At 73.5% G+C, this 14,226-nt stretch carries 11 protein-coding genes and 2 pseudogenes; 12 read left to right on the top strand and 1 reads right to left on the bottom strand.

The genetic code is table 11. The features are described from left to right. Positions 1-39 precede the first annotated feature (39 nt). The 3 genes from IE207_RS22835 (at position 40) to IE207_RS22825 (ending at position 2,639) form a co-directional block, all read left to right on the top strand. On the top strand, positions 40-1,611 hold the full coding sequence (locus IE207_RS22835) for an ATP-binding protein (protein WP_373304751.1): 1,572 nt from the start codon (positions 40-42) through the stop codon (positions 1,609-1,611). Next, positions 1,608-2,030 (top strand): nucleotide pyrophosphohydrolase, encoded by a 423-nt coding sequence (locus IE207_RS22830; RefSeq protein WP_190186144.1) that lies wholly within the window; start codon positions 1,608-1,610, stop codon positions 2,028-2,030. Before IE207_RS22835 ends, IE207_RS22830 begins: the two co-directional genes overlap by 4 nt. A 123-nt stretch (positions 2,031-2,153) precedes the next feature. Then, a complete protein-coding gene (locus tag IE207_RS22825; RefSeq protein WP_190186143.1) occupies positions 2,154-2,639 on the top strand; it encodes a DUF6099 family protein in 486 nt (161 codons plus the stop codon). Positions 2,640-2,872: 233 nt separating this feature from the next. On the opposite strand, the gene IE207_RS22820 is transcribed toward IE207_RS22825, so the two are convergent. Then, positions 2,873-3,274, bottom strand: coding sequence for a hypothetical protein (locus IE207_RS22820; protein ID WP_190186284.1), 402 nt, complete (start codon positions 3,272-3,274; stop codon positions 2,873-2,875). Between the two features lie 202 nt (positions 3,275-3,476). On the opposite strand from IE207_RS22820, the gene IE207_RS22815 reads away from it, so the two are divergent. The 9 genes and pseudogenes from IE207_RS22815 to IE207_RS22775 all read left to right on the top strand — a co-directional run bounded on the left by IE207_RS22815 (position 3,477) and on the right by IE207_RS22775 (position 14,183). Then, positions 3,477-4,400, top strand: coding sequence for an LLM class F420-dependent oxidoreductase (locus IE207_RS22815; RefSeq protein WP_190186142.1), 924 nt, complete (start codon positions 3,477-3,479; stop codon positions 4,398-4,400). A 13-nt stretch (positions 4,401-4,413) separates the two neighbouring features. Beyond that, positions 4,414-5,298, top strand: a complete 885-nt coding sequence (gene mmuM / locus IE207_RS22810; protein WP_190186141.1) for a homocysteine S-methyltransferase — start codon at positions 4,414-4,416, stop codon at positions 5,296-5,298. Positions 5,299-5,373: 75 nt separating this feature from the next. Continuing rightward, positions 5,374-6,131 (top strand): annotated as a pseudogene (locus IE207_RS22805) (3' terminal RNA ribose 2'-O-methyltransferase Hen1); the annotation flags it as partial. Next, a pseudogene (locus IE207_RS22800) lies at positions 6,127-7,779 on the top strand (polynucleotide kinase-phosphatase); the annotation flags it as partial. The pseudogenes IE207_RS22805 and IE207_RS22800, both read left to right, overlap by 5 nt. A gap of 200 nt (positions 7,780-7,979) precedes the next feature. Continuing rightward, positions 7,980-8,477, top strand: a complete 498-nt coding sequence (locus IE207_RS22795) for a hypothetical protein (RefSeq protein ID WP_229873906.1) — start codon at positions 7,980-7,982, stop codon at positions 8,475-8,477. 67 nt (positions 8,478-8,544) lie between these two features. Further along, positions 8,545-9,771 carry an arginine deiminase gene (locus tag IE207_RS22790; RefSeq protein WP_190186139.1) on the top strand — a complete coding sequence of 409 codons (1,227 nt, stop codon included), beginning with the start codon at positions 8,545-8,547 and terminating at the stop codon, positions 9,769-9,771. Between the two features lie 174 nt (positions 9,772-9,945). Continuing rightward, a complete protein-coding gene (gene argF / locus IE207_RS22785) occupies positions 9,946-10,968 on the top strand; it encodes an ornithine carbamoyltransferase (RefSeq protein WP_190186138.1) in 1,023 nt (340 codons plus the stop codon). Positions 10,969-11,092: 124 nt separating this feature from the next. Continuing rightward, on the top strand, positions 11,093-11,920 hold the full coding sequence (locus IE207_RS22780) for an enoyl-CoA hydratase family protein (RefSeq protein ID WP_190186137.1): 828 nt from the start codon (positions 11,093-11,095) through the stop codon (positions 11,918-11,920). A gap of 4 nt (positions 11,921-11,924) precedes the next feature. Beyond that, the gene (locus IE207_RS22775; protein ID WP_229873905.1) at positions 11,925-14,183 is read left to right on the top strand and encodes a bifunctional salicylyl-CoA 5-hydroxylase/oxidoreductase; all 2,259 of its coding nucleotides are present in this window, start codon (positions 11,925-11,927) and stop codon (positions 14,181-14,183) included. Positions 14,184-14,226 lie beyond the last annotated feature (43 nt).

Raw genomic sequence — 14,226 nt, 5'->3', positions numbered from 1 at the left:
GAGTCCGCCCTCGCCACGGCGGCCCGTACTGTCCGGCGCATGGACGCCACCTTGGACACCGGGCCGGACACGCAACGCGCTGCGACGCCGAACGCCGGACGGAACCCGGCCCGCGAGGCCGGGCCGCGCACGGGGCCGGACTCCGGACCGCATCCGCGCCGCGAGACCGGCTTACCCGCGGGTCCCGGCACCGGGTCGGACTCGTCCGGAGAGACGGACGCGGGACCCGATGCCGTCCGCAGCAGCGGGCCGCAGACCAGGCCGAGGGCCGACTTCCACCCCGGGCCGAAGGCGGTGCCCCACACGGGAGCGGACGCGGAACCCCGCGAAGCCGGGCCGCACGCTCTGCTCGGCGCCGGCGCGCAGGCGGTAGCCCACGCCGGGGCGGAGCTCGGCGATGGGCTCGACGGTGGGTTCGGGAGTGGGGTGGAGGACGGCTTCAGCGGGGTGGGTGTCCTGGCGGAGGGCGCTTCCGGCGGCGGGGCGGGGTACCAGCGGCCGTCCGTCACCGAGTTACGGCTGGCGGCCTTCGGCGTGCACCGTTCGGCCGTGTTCCGGCTGGAGCCGGTGACCCTGTTCACCGGGCCCAGCGGCAGCGGCAAGTCACATGTCCTGGCGGCCTACGCGGCCCTGTCCAAGCTCGCGTCCGGCGCCACCCTGACGGAGGCCTTCCCCGATCCCCGCGGCCGGGTGCCCGAGCGCGCCGTGCCCGATGCGGAACGCCGGCGCGGCTTCCGGATCGGCTGCACCGTCGACGGGCCCGTAGGGCCGGTCCGGCTCGACCTCGCCGTCCAGGCCGAGCCCGACCTCCGCCTCGTCGGCGAACGGCTCACCCTGAACGGGCAGATCCTGCTCACCACCGCCCTGCGCGACCCCGGCCGGCGGTCCGTCCAGGCCGCCTGGCTCACCGGCGGATCCACCGGCATGACCCGCGCCCCGCTCCCGGACGACCGGCTCGGCACCGCCCTGCTCCCGCTGCGCGTCGCCGGGGCCACCGCCGGGCAGCGGCGCGTGCTGGCCGCCGCCGAGCAAGTGGTGGTCGCGCTGCGCGCGGTGTTCCCGTGCGACCCCCGCCCGGACCGGATGCGGTCGCCCGTCCGGCCGGGACCCGGGCGCCTGCGGGTCGACTGCGCGAACCTGGCCGACGTACTGCGCCGGACCCGCCACGAATGCGGCACCCGCCACGCCCTGCTCGCCGAAGCCGCCCGCACCGGCTGCGCGGGACCGGTGGCCGGGCTCGACGTACGGCCGCACCCGGACGGCTCCGTCACGGCGCTGCTGGACCGCGGGCCCACCGCGCCCGCCACGGAATTCGGCCGCCTCGGGGCCGGTGAGCTCCGCTTCATCGCCCTGGCGCTCGTCCTGCTGACCGGGCCGGGCGTGCTGGCCGTGGACCCGGCCGCCGAACTGCTTTCCGCGCAGCAGGCCCTCACCGTGCTCGCGGACGGCTTCGACCACGGCCAGGACGGCCGCCAGCGCGCCGAACTGCTGCGCCTCGCCCTGCTGTCGTGCGCGCGCGGCCACATCCGCCTGGTCGGGGCGATCGGCGAGGACACGGCGGGAACCGCCCGCGCCCTCCCCGGCGTCTCGGTGGTAGACCTGGGTCCATGAGCGACACGCACGGCACGCACGGCACGCACGGCACGCACGGCACGCACGACACCGGCGGCGGAAAGGCGGACGAACGGCTCTACCGGCTCCAGCGGCGACTGGCCGACTTCGCGGCCGCCCGCGACTGGGCCGAATACCACACCCCGAAGAACCTGGCCGTGGCCCTCAGCGTGGAGGCGTCCGAACTGGTCGAGATCTTCCAATGGCTGACGCCGGAACAGTCGGCGAAGGTCATGGAACGACCCGAAAGCGCGCACCGGGTCGCCGACGAGGTCGCCGATGTGCTGGCGTACTTGCTGCAGTTCTGCGAGGTCCTGGGGGTGGATGTGCTGGATGCGCTCGCCGCGAAGATCGAGAGGAACGAACTCCGCTTCCCCCCGAAGGGTGGTTCCAGCCCGAATCGTCACTCTTCGGAGTGATGGCGTCATCCACAACCATCTTTGTGTCCACAGATTTCCGAATACCCCTGGCTTTACTGGCCCGTTGCCTTCACTCTGGGTAGTGAGGGAACGGCGGCATGTCGTGCGGACGGGGGACGGCATATGGATGCGGTACGGCTCATCGCGGCCGGCCGGCACGCGCTGGCACAGAGCGGGGCTGCGTGGGACATCGTGGGCGAGGCCTGGCAGGCACAGGCGTTGACACAGGGGGTAGGGAGCTGGCTGGCGGTCACCGGGCCGCCGGAGCTGAGAGCGGAGGCGCGGGGACTGGGTGAGGCGGGAGGCAGAGGCTGCGGGCTGCTCGACAGAGCAGCCGTGGGCGGCGAGGGCAGCGTGCCCGACTATCCGCCGAGAGCCGCGCAGCTGACCGAAGTGACGGATGTGCGGCAGGCATTGCTGGGGCTCCAGGCGTTGCTCGGCGAGGTCGGCATAGCCCTCGTCGGGGTGGCCTGCGGCACGGACGACGAGACGCTGTACTGGCAGTGCATAGAGTCGATCGACGCGGCTGACGAGTCGAGTGACCGGGTACGGGCCCTCCTGCGCCGCATCAGCGTGCGCGAGCGCGGCTCCGCCTCGGGTGTGACCTGACACGCCTGACATGCCTGACACGCCTGCCGGCGCCGGCTTCGCAGACGTCGGCCGGCGCGGGGCTGGCCGACGGCACCTGGAAGACGTAGCGGGGCTGGATGCGTGGTGGTGTGGCGCAGGTGCGCGCCCGGCTCGCCGCCGACCGTCGACTCAGTGGCGCCGGAGAGCGCGAAGCGGTCCACGCCGGGGGCGGGTGCGGTGCCGCCTGCACGGCGCCGGGCCGGTCGTACCGCTCAGGCGGACCGGTACGACGGACCGTCGCCGTCCTGAGACGCGCCGCCCTGCGTGGTGCCGCCCTGCGACGCGCCGCCGGGTACCGCGCCGCCCTGCGTGGCGCCGCCCTGCGGCGTGCTGCTGCCCGGGGACGGCGTGGCGTTTGGGGGCGTGCGGTCCGTGGAGGACTGGAGTTCGGCGTCGAGCTGGGACAGGTCCGCGTTCAACGCCGCCATCAGCTCCTCCATCTGCTGGAGCAGCCCCTTCGGCGCGCCGCCTGCCTGGGCGGGAGCGGCAGGCTCCTGGCCGTCCTGGGCGCCTGCCCGGGCGGGGGTCCCGTCGTGCGCCGCCCGTCCGGCCGGCTCGGCCCGGCCGGTCTGCGAGTTCTGTCGGCGGGTCTCCGGCACGGCCTCGTGGGACATGGCGGCCTCCTCGGCCCTGGCCCTTCCGCGGGGGAGGGGCGGTGGACGCACCAGACGGGGGCCGCCGGCGCGCGGGCCGGGCGGTCCGGCTCCGTCCGAGCCAACGATCACCGTCCGCGCTGGTCACTGGCGCGGCGCGCCGTGGGCCGCCCGGTTGACGGAGATTCACCCGGCAGGGGTGAGCCCGGGGCAGGATAGGGGCATGGATCTCCGCATTTTCACCGAGCCGCAGCAGGGCGCCGGCTACGAAACCCTCCTCAGGGTCGCCCGGGCCACCGAGGAGCTCGGGTTCGACGCATTTTTCCGGTCCGACCACTATGTGAGCATGGGGTCCGGCGACGGCCTGCCCGGCCCCACCGACGCCTGGATCACCCTCGCCGGCCTGGCCCGCGAGACCAAGCGCATCCGGCTGGGCACCTTGATGACGGCCGGCACGTTCCGGCTGCCCGGAGTGCTCGCCATCCAAGTGGCCCAGGTCGACCAGATGTCCGGCGGCCGCGTCGAACTCGGCCTCGGAGCCGGCTGGTTCGAGGAGGAGCACAAGGCGTACGGGATCCCCTTCCCGGCGGACCGGATGGCCCGGCTGGAGGAGCAGCTCGCCATCGTCACCGGCCTGTGGGCCACCGAGCCCGGCGCCACCTTCGACTACCAGGGCGTCCACTACCAGCTGGAGAACTCCCCGGCGCTGCCCAAGCCTGCGCAGGCCAAGGTGCCCGTCCTCATCGGCGGCCACGGAGCGAAGCGCACCCCGCGCCTCGCCGCCCGGTACGCGGACGAGTTCAACATGCCGTTCGCCTCGATCGCGGACAGCGAGCGGCAGTTCGGCCGGGTCCGGGAAGCCGCCCGGGAAGCCGGCCGCAAGCCCGAGGACCTCGTCTATTCCAACGCCCTCGTGGTGTGCGTCGGCAAGGACGATGCCGAGGTGGCCCGCCGGGCCGCCGCCATCGGCCGTGACGTGGACGAACTCAAGGCGAACGGCCTGGCGGGTTCCCCGGCCGAGGTCGTGGAGAAGATCGGCGCGTACGGCGCCATCGGCTCCTCCCGCGTCTACCTCCAGATGCTCGACCTCCACGACCTCGACCACCTGGAGCTGATCTCCGCCCAGGTGCTGTCCCAGATCGGCTGAGGGGAGCCGGCCCGTGCCCCGTGCGTCCGGCCCGCTCGCCGCGGCACTCGCCCACAGGGCGGTGCTCTTGGACGGCGGCCTGAGCAACCAGCTCGCCGACCAGGGCTGCGACCTGTCCGGCGGCCTGTGGACGGGCCGGGTGCTCACCGAGCGGCCGGACCAAGTGGAGGCCGCCCACACCGCGTACGCGCGGGCCGGCGCCGAGGTGCTCATCACCGCGAGCTACCAGATCGGCTACGGGGCGCCGGAGGCCGGTGTACTGCTGCGACGCAGCGTCGCCCTCGCCGACCGCGCGGCCCGGGCGGCAGACCACGAGGTGTGGGTGGCCGCCTCAGTGGGCCCGTACGGGGCGGTGCTCGCGGACGGCTCCGAGTACCGCGGGCGGTACGGGCTCGGCGTAGCGGAGCTGGCCGCCTTCCACCGGCCCCGGATCGAGGCGCTGCTGGAGGCGGGGCCCGACGTGCTGGCCCTGGAGACCATCCCGGACACCACCGAGGCCGAGGCCCTGCTCGGTGTGCTCGCGGGGACGGGGGCGCCCGCCTGGCTCAGCTACACCGTGGCCGACGGCCGCACCCGGGCCGGGCAGCCCCTCGCCGAAGCCTTCGCCCTCGCGGAGCGCAGCCCGGAGGTCATCGCGCTCGGCGTCAACTGCTGCGACCCCCAGGACGTGGGCCCCGCCCTCGAAGCGGCCGCCTCCGTCACCCGCAAGCCGTTGCTGGCCTACCCGAACGACGGCTCGGTCTGGGACGCGGCCGCCGGGCGGTGGCACTCCCCGCCCACCCCGGTCCCCTGGGACCTCGCCGCCTGGCGCTCCGCCGGCGTCCGCCTCCTCGGCGGCTGCTGCCGCATCGGCCCCCCTGCCATCGCCGCCCTCGCCGCCCGCCTGCGCACGCGGTAGCGCCGGTGACGGCGTCCGGCCGGCCGCCGCGAGATTGGTTGGCCCGGGCCCGGACCCGCAGCCATGCTGAACCGCATGTTCCTGACGGTCACCACCGCCGGCACGGCCGCCGAAGAACCGGCCACTGACCTGGGCTTCCTGCTGCACAAACACCCTGGGAAGGCGCAGGCGTTCAGCACTTCCCACGGCACCGCGCACGTGTTCTACCCCGAGGCCTCGGACGAACGGTGTACGGCCGCGCTGCTGCTGGAGGTGGATCCGCTCGCGCTCGTGCGGAAGGGACGGGGCAAGGGGCGGGGAGGGGCGCCGGACGCCGCGCTCGCGCAGTACGTCAACGACCGCCCCTAAGCGGCGTCCTCCCTCTTCGCCGTCGCGCTCAGCGGTGCGTTCCGCAGCGCGCTGGCGGGCCACTGCACCGCCCGGCCCGAACTCCCGGGGCGGGCGCGGCCGCTGCGCATCGAGATACCGGCGCTGCCCGCGCGGGGCGGTGCCGAGCTCGTGCGCCGGCTCTTCGAGCCGCTCGGCTGGGAGACGGTCGCCGTCACGCCGGTCCCGCTCGACGAACGGTTCCCCGAGTGGGGCGACAGCCGGTACGTGCCGAGCACGCCCTGATCACCGCCCGCTACCTGGCCCGGCACAAGCGGCTCACCCAGGACGCGCTGGGACGCCTGGAACTCCTGCGCCTTGCGGATGCGGAGGACGCCGAGCCCGAGGACGCCGAGCCCGACGTCACCGAGCCCGACGAAACCTTGACCGCAGACGGCGAAGACGCTCCGCAGCGGCCCGTGCCGCTCGCTGCGCGGCGCCGCGAGGCGATCCTGGCCGCGGCCCGGGAACCACGAGACCAAGCTCGCCCCTTACCACAAGGGATCCGCGGTGCGGCAGACCCACGGCCTCGCCGAGACCGTCGAACAGCTCGGCCGCGAGCCGCAGGAGTTCGTCTGGGGAGTCCGGACGTTCATCGCCGGCCTCGTCAGCCACTACGTGCTCGACGGCGGCAAGCTGGTGGTCTGTCACGCCGGGCCGCCCGAGAAGTACCACGGCCGCACCTCCGGCCGGGTCCGCTCGCCCGCCCTGTACGGGGAGACCACCCGTGAGACCGACGAGTTCGGCCTGCCCGTGCGCTACCCGTGGGCCGAGGACTACCGGGGCAAGGCGGTGGTGGTCTACGGCCACACCCCGGTCCCGGACACCTCCTGGATCAACAACACCATCTGCCTGGACACGGGAGCCGTCTTCGGCGGCAAGATGACCGCCCTGCGCTGGCCGGAGCGCGAATTGGTCGACGTACCGGCGGAGAAGGTCTGGTACGAGCCCGTCAAGCCGCTGGCCGCCGAGGCGCCCGGCGGGCACGAGGGACGGCCCCTCGACCTGGCGGACGTGCACGGGCACCGCGTCGTGGAGACCCGGCACCTGGGCAACGTCACCGTGCGCGAGGAGAACGCGGCCGCGGCCCTCGAAGTGATGAGCCGCTTCGCCGCGGACCCCCGGCTGGTCCCGTACCTGCCGCCGACCATGGCACCGGCCCCCGCCTCGGCCCGCGACGACCGCTACCTGGAGCACCCTGCGGAGGCGTTCGCCCAGTACCGCGCCGACGCGATCGGGCGGGTCGTGTGCGAGGAGAAGCACATGGGCTCCCGTGCCACCGTCCTCGTCTGCCGTGACGCGGCGGTGGCCCGCGAGCGCTCCGGGGTGCCGCAAGGCCCCACGGGCTCGGTCTACACCCGCACCGGCCGACCCTTCTTCGCCGACCCCGAGGTCACCGAAGAGGTCCTCGGCCGGATCCGTACGGCGGTCACCGACGCCGGTCTCTGGGAGGAACTGGCCACCGACTGGCTGCTGATCGACGGGGAACTGCTGCCCTGGTCGCTCAAGTCCGCCGGCCTGCTCCGCAACCAGTACGCCGCCGTCGGCGCCGCCTCCGCGGCCGTCTTCCCCGACACGCTCGCCGCGCTCGCCGCGCTCGCCGCGCTCGCGGCGGCCGGGCGCCCGCCGGCCACGGTGCCGCACGACGAGCAGCTGGCCTGGCTGGACCGGCTGGTGGCGGCCGGCGAGGCGGCGGGCACCCGCCTGCTGCGCCGGACCGGCTGGTTCTACGTGGACATCGCCGACGAGGAGTCCGTGCGCGCGGGCACCGGCTGGTGGCTGGGGCTCACCGGCGCCGGCGGCGAGGGCGTAATGGTCAAGCCGCTCCAGGCGTACGCCCGGGACGCCAAGGGCCGGCTGGTGCAGCCCGGGCTCAAGTGCGCGGCCGTGAGTACCTGCGGATCATCTACGGCCCCGAGTACACGCGCGCCGACCACCTGGAGCGGCTGCGCGGGCGCTTCCTCGGGCACAAGCGCTCGCTCGCGCTGCGCGAGTACGCGCTGGGGGCTGGAGGCGCTGGACCGGCTGGCGGAGGGCGAGCCGCTGTGGCGGGTGCACGAGGCGGTGTTCGCCGTGCTCGCCCTGGAGTCGGGGCCGGTCGACCCGGGCCTGTGACCGTCGGCCTGCGCCCATGACCGGTCGGCCCGCACCCGTGACCGTCGGCCCGCGCGTAAAGGCGCCGCCGCCGTACAGCCGCTAATTAGGTCGTATGGGGGAACTTTCCCCGAGAACTCCGGGAAACCCACCGGCGGGATCGTTCATCCAGGGCAGCGGAATGTCCGCGATCCTGGAAGGACGGAACGTCACCTATGAAGATGACCGCGCGCGGAAGCATTGCGGCGCTCCTGACCTGTATGGCCGCGGCCGGCGCCGCCACCCCGGCCGTGGCCGACTCGGTTCCGGTGGGTGTCCCGCTGGACGCCGTGAAGACCACGCTGGGCGTGGACGCCCCCCGCGTGGCCACCGGGGTTCCGGTGCCGATGGTCGGCGCGCCCGAGGCACCGCGCCTGCACACCGGCGATCTGCTCCCGACCCCGCTCCTGCCGGTGGTGCCCCTGACCATGGACCTCGGCCACACGCTCGTCAGCTCCCCGCTGCCGAACCTGGCGGGTAGCCCCGAGACGGACGGCGCGGGTTCCCTGGACGCCCCCGAGACGAAGCTGCACGCCCGGACCCCCGGTGCGATCGTCGGTGCCCCGCTGTCGATGCCGGACGGCAGCAACTTCGGGATCCCGAACGTCGTCACCCCCAAGCTGGGGCTGTCCGCCCCGGAGCTCGTGGGCACCCCGGCGGCGCTTCTCGGCCTGCGCTGAGCGTTCCGCGGACGGGGTCCGGCCGACGCCGGGTCAAAAAGCCGTCCGGTCTGGGAACGTGTAGGGCATGGGATTCCATGTCGACTCCGAGACCGGGCGGCTGCGCCGCGTCATCCTCCACCGGCCCGACCTGGAGCTGAAGCGGCTCACACCGAGCAATAAGGACGCCCTCCTCTTCGACGACGTGCTGTGGGTGCGCCGCGCCCGCCAGGAGCACGACGGGTTCGCCGACGTACTGCGCGACCGGGGCGTCGAGGTCCACCTCTTCGGCGACCTGCTCCGCGAGGCCCTGGACATCCCGGAGGCGAGACACCTCGTCCTGGACCGGGTCTTCCACGAGAAGGAGTACGGCCCCCTCGCCACCGATCACCTGCGCCAGGTCTTCGACGGCCTGACCTCCGACCGGCTGGCGCAGGCGCTGGTCGGCGGCATGACCAAGCGCGAGTTCCTGGAGCGGCACGCCGAGCCGGTCTCCGTCCGCTTCCACGCGCTGGAGCTGGACGACTTCCTCCTCCAGCCGCTGCCCAACCACCTGTTCACCCGTGACACCTCCGCTTGGATCTACGACGGCGTCTCCATCAACGCGATGCGCTGGCCGGCCCGGCAGCGCGAGACGGTGCACTTCGAGGCGATCTACAAGCACCACCCGGTGTTCACGTCCTCAGGCGCCTTCCACTACTGGTCGCAGGGCCTGGCCGACTACCCGTCCACCATCGAAGGCGGTGACCTGCTGGTCATCGGCAACGGCGCGGTGCTGATCGGGATGAGCGAGCGTACGACGCCGCAGGCGGTGGAGATGCTGGCCCGCGGCCTGTTCGCCGCGGGGTCCGCGACGACCATCGTAGCGCTGGACATGCCCAAGCGGCGGGCCTTCATGCACCTGGACACGGTGATGACGATGGTGGACGCCGATACGTTCACCCAGTACGCGGGTCTGGGCATGCTGCGGTCCTACACGATCGAGCCGGGCGCCGGCGCGAGCGAGCTGAAAGTGACCGACCACCCGCCGGAGCACATGCACCGGGCCATCGCCTCGGCCCTCGGCCTCGGCGGCATCAGGGTGCTCACCGCCACCCAGGACGTGCACTCGGCGGAACGCGAGCAGTGGGACGACGGCTGCAACGTGCTGGCGGTCGAGCCGGGCGTGGTCGTCGCCTACGAGCGGAACGTCACGACCAACACCCATCTGCGCAAGGAGGGCATCGAGGTGATCGAGATCCCCGGCAGTGAACTGGGCCGCGGCCGGGGCGGTCCGCGGTGCATGAGCTGCCCCGTGGAGCGGGACGCCGTCTGAGGCAGGCGGGCAGGCGGGCAGGCGGGCAGGCGGGCAGGCGGGCAGGCAGGAAGCACGGGGGAGGCGCAGGGAGGGCAGCCGGCGGGAAGGGAAGGCAACGGGGGACTGTATATCAATACGAAAGGTCGTATAGACTTCCAACATCCCCTGTCAGCGTCACCTTGGAGCGTCCCCATGGCCACCGACCTCGTCGGCCGCAGTTTCCTCAAGGAGCTCGACTTCACCGCCGCCGAGTTCCGCGGTCTGATCGAGCTCGCCGCCGCCCTCAAGGCCGCCAAGAAGAACGGCACCGAGCAGCAGTACCTCAAGGGCCGCAACATCGCGCTCATCTTCGAGAAGACCTCCACGCGCACCCGTTGCGCCTTCGAGGTCGCCGCCGCCGACCAGGGCGCCCGAACCACCTACCTCGACCCCACGGGCTCGCAGATGGGCCACAAGGAGTCGGTCCGCGACACCGCCCGCGTCCTCGGCCGGATGTTCGACGGGATCGAGTACCGCGGTGACAGCCAGGGCACCGTCGAGGAACTGGCCGCGTACGCGGGCGTGCCCGTCTTCAACGGCCTCACCGACGACTGGCACCCCACCCAGATGCTGGCCGACGTGCTCACCATGACGGAGCACTCGGACCGGCCGCTGGAGCGGATCGCCTTCGCCTACCTCGGCGACGCGCGCTTCAACATGGGCAACTCCTACCTGGTGACCGGCGCGCTGCTCGGCATGGACGTACGGATCGTCGCGCCCGAGGCGTACTGGCCGGCCGAACCGGTGGTGACGGCGGCCCGCGCCCTGGCCGAGGCGAGCGGCGCCCGGATCACCCTCACCGAGGAGATCGCCGAGGGCGTCGCCCAGGCCGACTTCGTCATCACCGACATCTGGGTGTCCATGGGGGAGCCCAAGGAGGTGTGGGACGAGCGGATCCGGGTGCTGTCCCCGTACACGGTGACCATGGACGTGCTGCGGGCGACCGGCAATCCGGACGTGAAGTTCATGCACTGCCTGCCCGCCTTCCACGACCTCGGCACGCAGGTGGCCCGCGACATCCACGCCGTCCACGGCCTGGAATCCCTGGAGGTGACGGACGAGGTGTTCGAGTCGGCGCACTCCGTCGTCTTCGACGAGGCGGAGAACCGGCTGCACACCATCAAGGCCGTCCTCGTGGCGACCCTGGCGGCGCCGGGCGCGGAGTTGCCCGCATAGTCATACGCGGATCCCTCGGCGGGCGGCCGGTCCGACTGGGCCGGCCGCCCACTCCCGGCCGCTCTCTCCTCACGTCATTGCGTTTCTGTGACGGGAGTCACGAGTCGGTGATACCGTCGGATGCGTGAGCCCCTTCATCGGTTCCACCCCAGCGACCGAACGGTGGCGCCACCTCCGGGTGACCCGGCAGGACGGCGTCGCCACCGTCACCCTCGACCGGCCCGAGAAGCTGAACGCGCTCACCTTCGGCGCCTACGCCGACCTGCGCGATCTGCTCGCCGAACTCTCCCGCGAGCGTTCCGTACGCGCCCTCGTCCTGGGCGGCGAGGGACGCGGCTTCTGCTCCGGCGGGGACGTGGACGAGATCATCGGCGCCACCCTGGCCATGGACACCGCCCAGCTCCTCGACTTCAACCGGATGACCGGCCAAGTGGTCCGGGCCGTACGCGAATGCCCCTTCCCCGTCATCGCCGCCGTCCACGGCGTCGCCGCCGGCGCGGGGGCCGTCCTCGCGCTCGCCGCCGACTTCCGCATCGCCGACCCCACCGCGCGCTTCGCCTTCCTCTTCACCCGGGTCGGCCTCTCCGGCGGGGACATGGGCGCCGCCTACCTGCTGCCCCGCGTCGTGGGCCTCGGACACGCCACCCGGCTGCTGATGCTCGGAGAGCCCGTACGGGCACCCGAGGCGGAGCGGATCGGCCTGCTCAGCGAGGTCACCGAGGAGGGCAAGGCCCACACCCGGGCCGCCGAGCTGGCCGCGCACCTGGCCGCCGGACCCGCCCTCGCCTACGCGCAGACCAAGGCGCTGCTCACCGCCGAGCTGGACATGCCGCTGGCCGCCTCGGTCGAACTCGACGCCAACACGCAGGCACTGCTGATGCACGGCACGGACTACGCCGAGTTCCACGCCGCCTTCACCGGGAAGCGGCCGCCGGAGTGGAAGGGCAGGTAGCGCCGTGCCCCTCGGAACGAAGCTGCGGGTGGCCGTGGTGGGCGGGGGGCCCGGCGGGCTGTACTGCGCCGCGCTGCTGGCCCGGCAGGGACACGCCGTCGAGGTCCGCGAACGCAACGCCCCCGACGACACCTTCGGGTTCGGCGTGGTCCTCTCCGACGAGACGCTGGGTGGCATCGAGCGCGCCGACACCGTCGTCCACGCCGCACTGAGCGCGGAATTCACCCGCTGGGACGACGTGGCCGTGGTGCACCGGGGCCGGATGCTGACCTCCGGCGGCCACGGCTTCGCCGCCCTGGGGCGGCGCCGCCTGCTGGAGATCCTGCACGGGCGCTGCACGGACCTCGGGGTGACGCTCCGCTTCCACACCGGGGCCCCGGACGCGCACGCGCTCGCCGCCTCGTACGACCTGGTGGTCGCGGCGGACGGGGTGCACAGCGCGACACGGGAGAGCGGGGCCGGACACTTCCGGCCGACCGTGACGACCGGCCGCTGCCGCTACATCTGGCTCGCCGCCGACTTCGCCTTCGACTCGTTCCGCTTCGAGATCGCCGAGACCGAGCACGGTGTCATGCAGCTGCACGGCTACCCGTACGCGCCCGACTCCTCCACGGTGATCATCGAGATGCGGGAGGAGGTGTGGCGGGCGGCGGGCCTCGACCTGTGCGACGAGGACGAATCGGCGGCCCGCTGCGCCAAGGTCTTCGGCGAGGCCCTGAGGGGGCGGCCCCTGCGCGGCAACAAGTCGGCCTGGACCCGGTTCCGTACCGTCGTCAACGAGCGCTGGTCGCACGGGAACGTGGCCCTGCTCGGGGACGCCGCGCACACCGCGCACTTCTCCATCGGGTCCGGCACCAAACTCGCGGTGGAGGACGCCCTCGCGCTCGCCGAAGCCGTGGCCGCGCGGCCGGACGACGTACCGGCCGCCCTGGCCGCGTACGAGGCCGCCCGGCGGCCCGCGGTGGCCAGCACCCAGCGCGCGGCGGCCGCCAGCATGCGCTGGTTCGAGGAGATCGCGGGATACGTCGACCAGCCCGCCCGGCAGTTCGCCTTCAACCTCCTGACCCGCAGCCGCCGGGTGACCCACGACAACCTGCGGATGCGCGACGCCCGCTTCACCCGGTCCGTGGAAAGGGACTTCGGCTGCCCCGACGACGGGGGAACCCCGCCCATGTTCACCCCGTTCACCCTGCGTGGACTGACCCTGCGCAACCGGGTCGTGGTCTCGCCGATGGACGTGTACTCGGCGCGGGAGGGGGTGCCGGGCGACTTCCACCTGGTGCACCTCGGCTCCCGGGCCCTCGGGGGCGCAGGACTCGTCATGACCGAGATGGTGTGCGTGAGCCCCGAAGGCCGCATCACCCCGGGCTGCGCGGGCCTGTACACGGCGGAGCAGGCGGCCGCCTGGAAGCGGATCGCGGACTTCGTCCACACCTCCGCGCCCGGAGCCGCGCTCGGCGTACAGCTCGGCCACTCGGGCCGCAAGGGCTCGACCCGGGTGATGTGGGAGGGCATGGACGAGCCCCTCCCCGAGGGGAACTGGCCCGTGGTGGCCGCCTCGCCGCTGCCGTACCGGCCCGGCGTCTCCGCCGTCCCGCGCGCCCTCAGCACCGCGGAGATGGCCGCGATCCGGGCGGAATTCGTCGCGGCCGCCGGCCGGGCCGCCGACGCCGGTTTCGACCTGCTCGAACTGCACTGCGCCCACGGCTACCTGCTGTCCGGGTTCCTCTCCCCGCTCACCAACCACCGCACCGACGCCTACGGCGGCTCCCTGGACAACCGGCTCCGCTTCCCGCTGGAGGTCTTCGACGCGGTCCGCGAGGCCTGGCCGCAGGACCGCCCCATGACCGTCCGGCTCTCGGCCACCGACTGGGCCCCCGGCGGCACCACCCCCGAGGACGCCGAACGCATCGCCGCCGCCTTCGCCGCCCACGGCGCGGACGCCATCGACGTGTCCACGGGCCAGGTGGTGGCGGACGAGAGCCCCGAGTACGGGCGCTCCTACCAGACGCCGTACGCCGACCGGATCCGCAACGCCCTCGGCGTCCCGGTGATCGCCGTCGGCGCGATCTCCTCCTGGGACGACGTGAACTCCCTGCTGCTGGCCGGGCGCGCCGACCTCTGCGCGGTGGGCCGCCCGCACCTCTACGACCCCCACTGGACCCTGCACGCGGCCGCCGACCAGTCCTACACCGGACCGGCCGCGCCCTGGCCGGACCCCTACCGGGCGGGCAGCCGCAAACCGCCGACCGGGCGCGGATAGGGGCGCACCGGCGGCCCGCGCGGCGGCGGCCCGGTGCGGCGAG

Origin of the sequence: Streptomyces cirratus (assembly GCF_014650775.1) — a bacterium.
Classification (GTDB): Bacteria; Actinomycetota; Actinomycetes; order Streptomycetales; family Streptomycetaceae; genus Streptomyces; species Streptomyces cirratus.
This window is presented reverse-complemented; position numbering and strand designations above follow the sequence as displayed.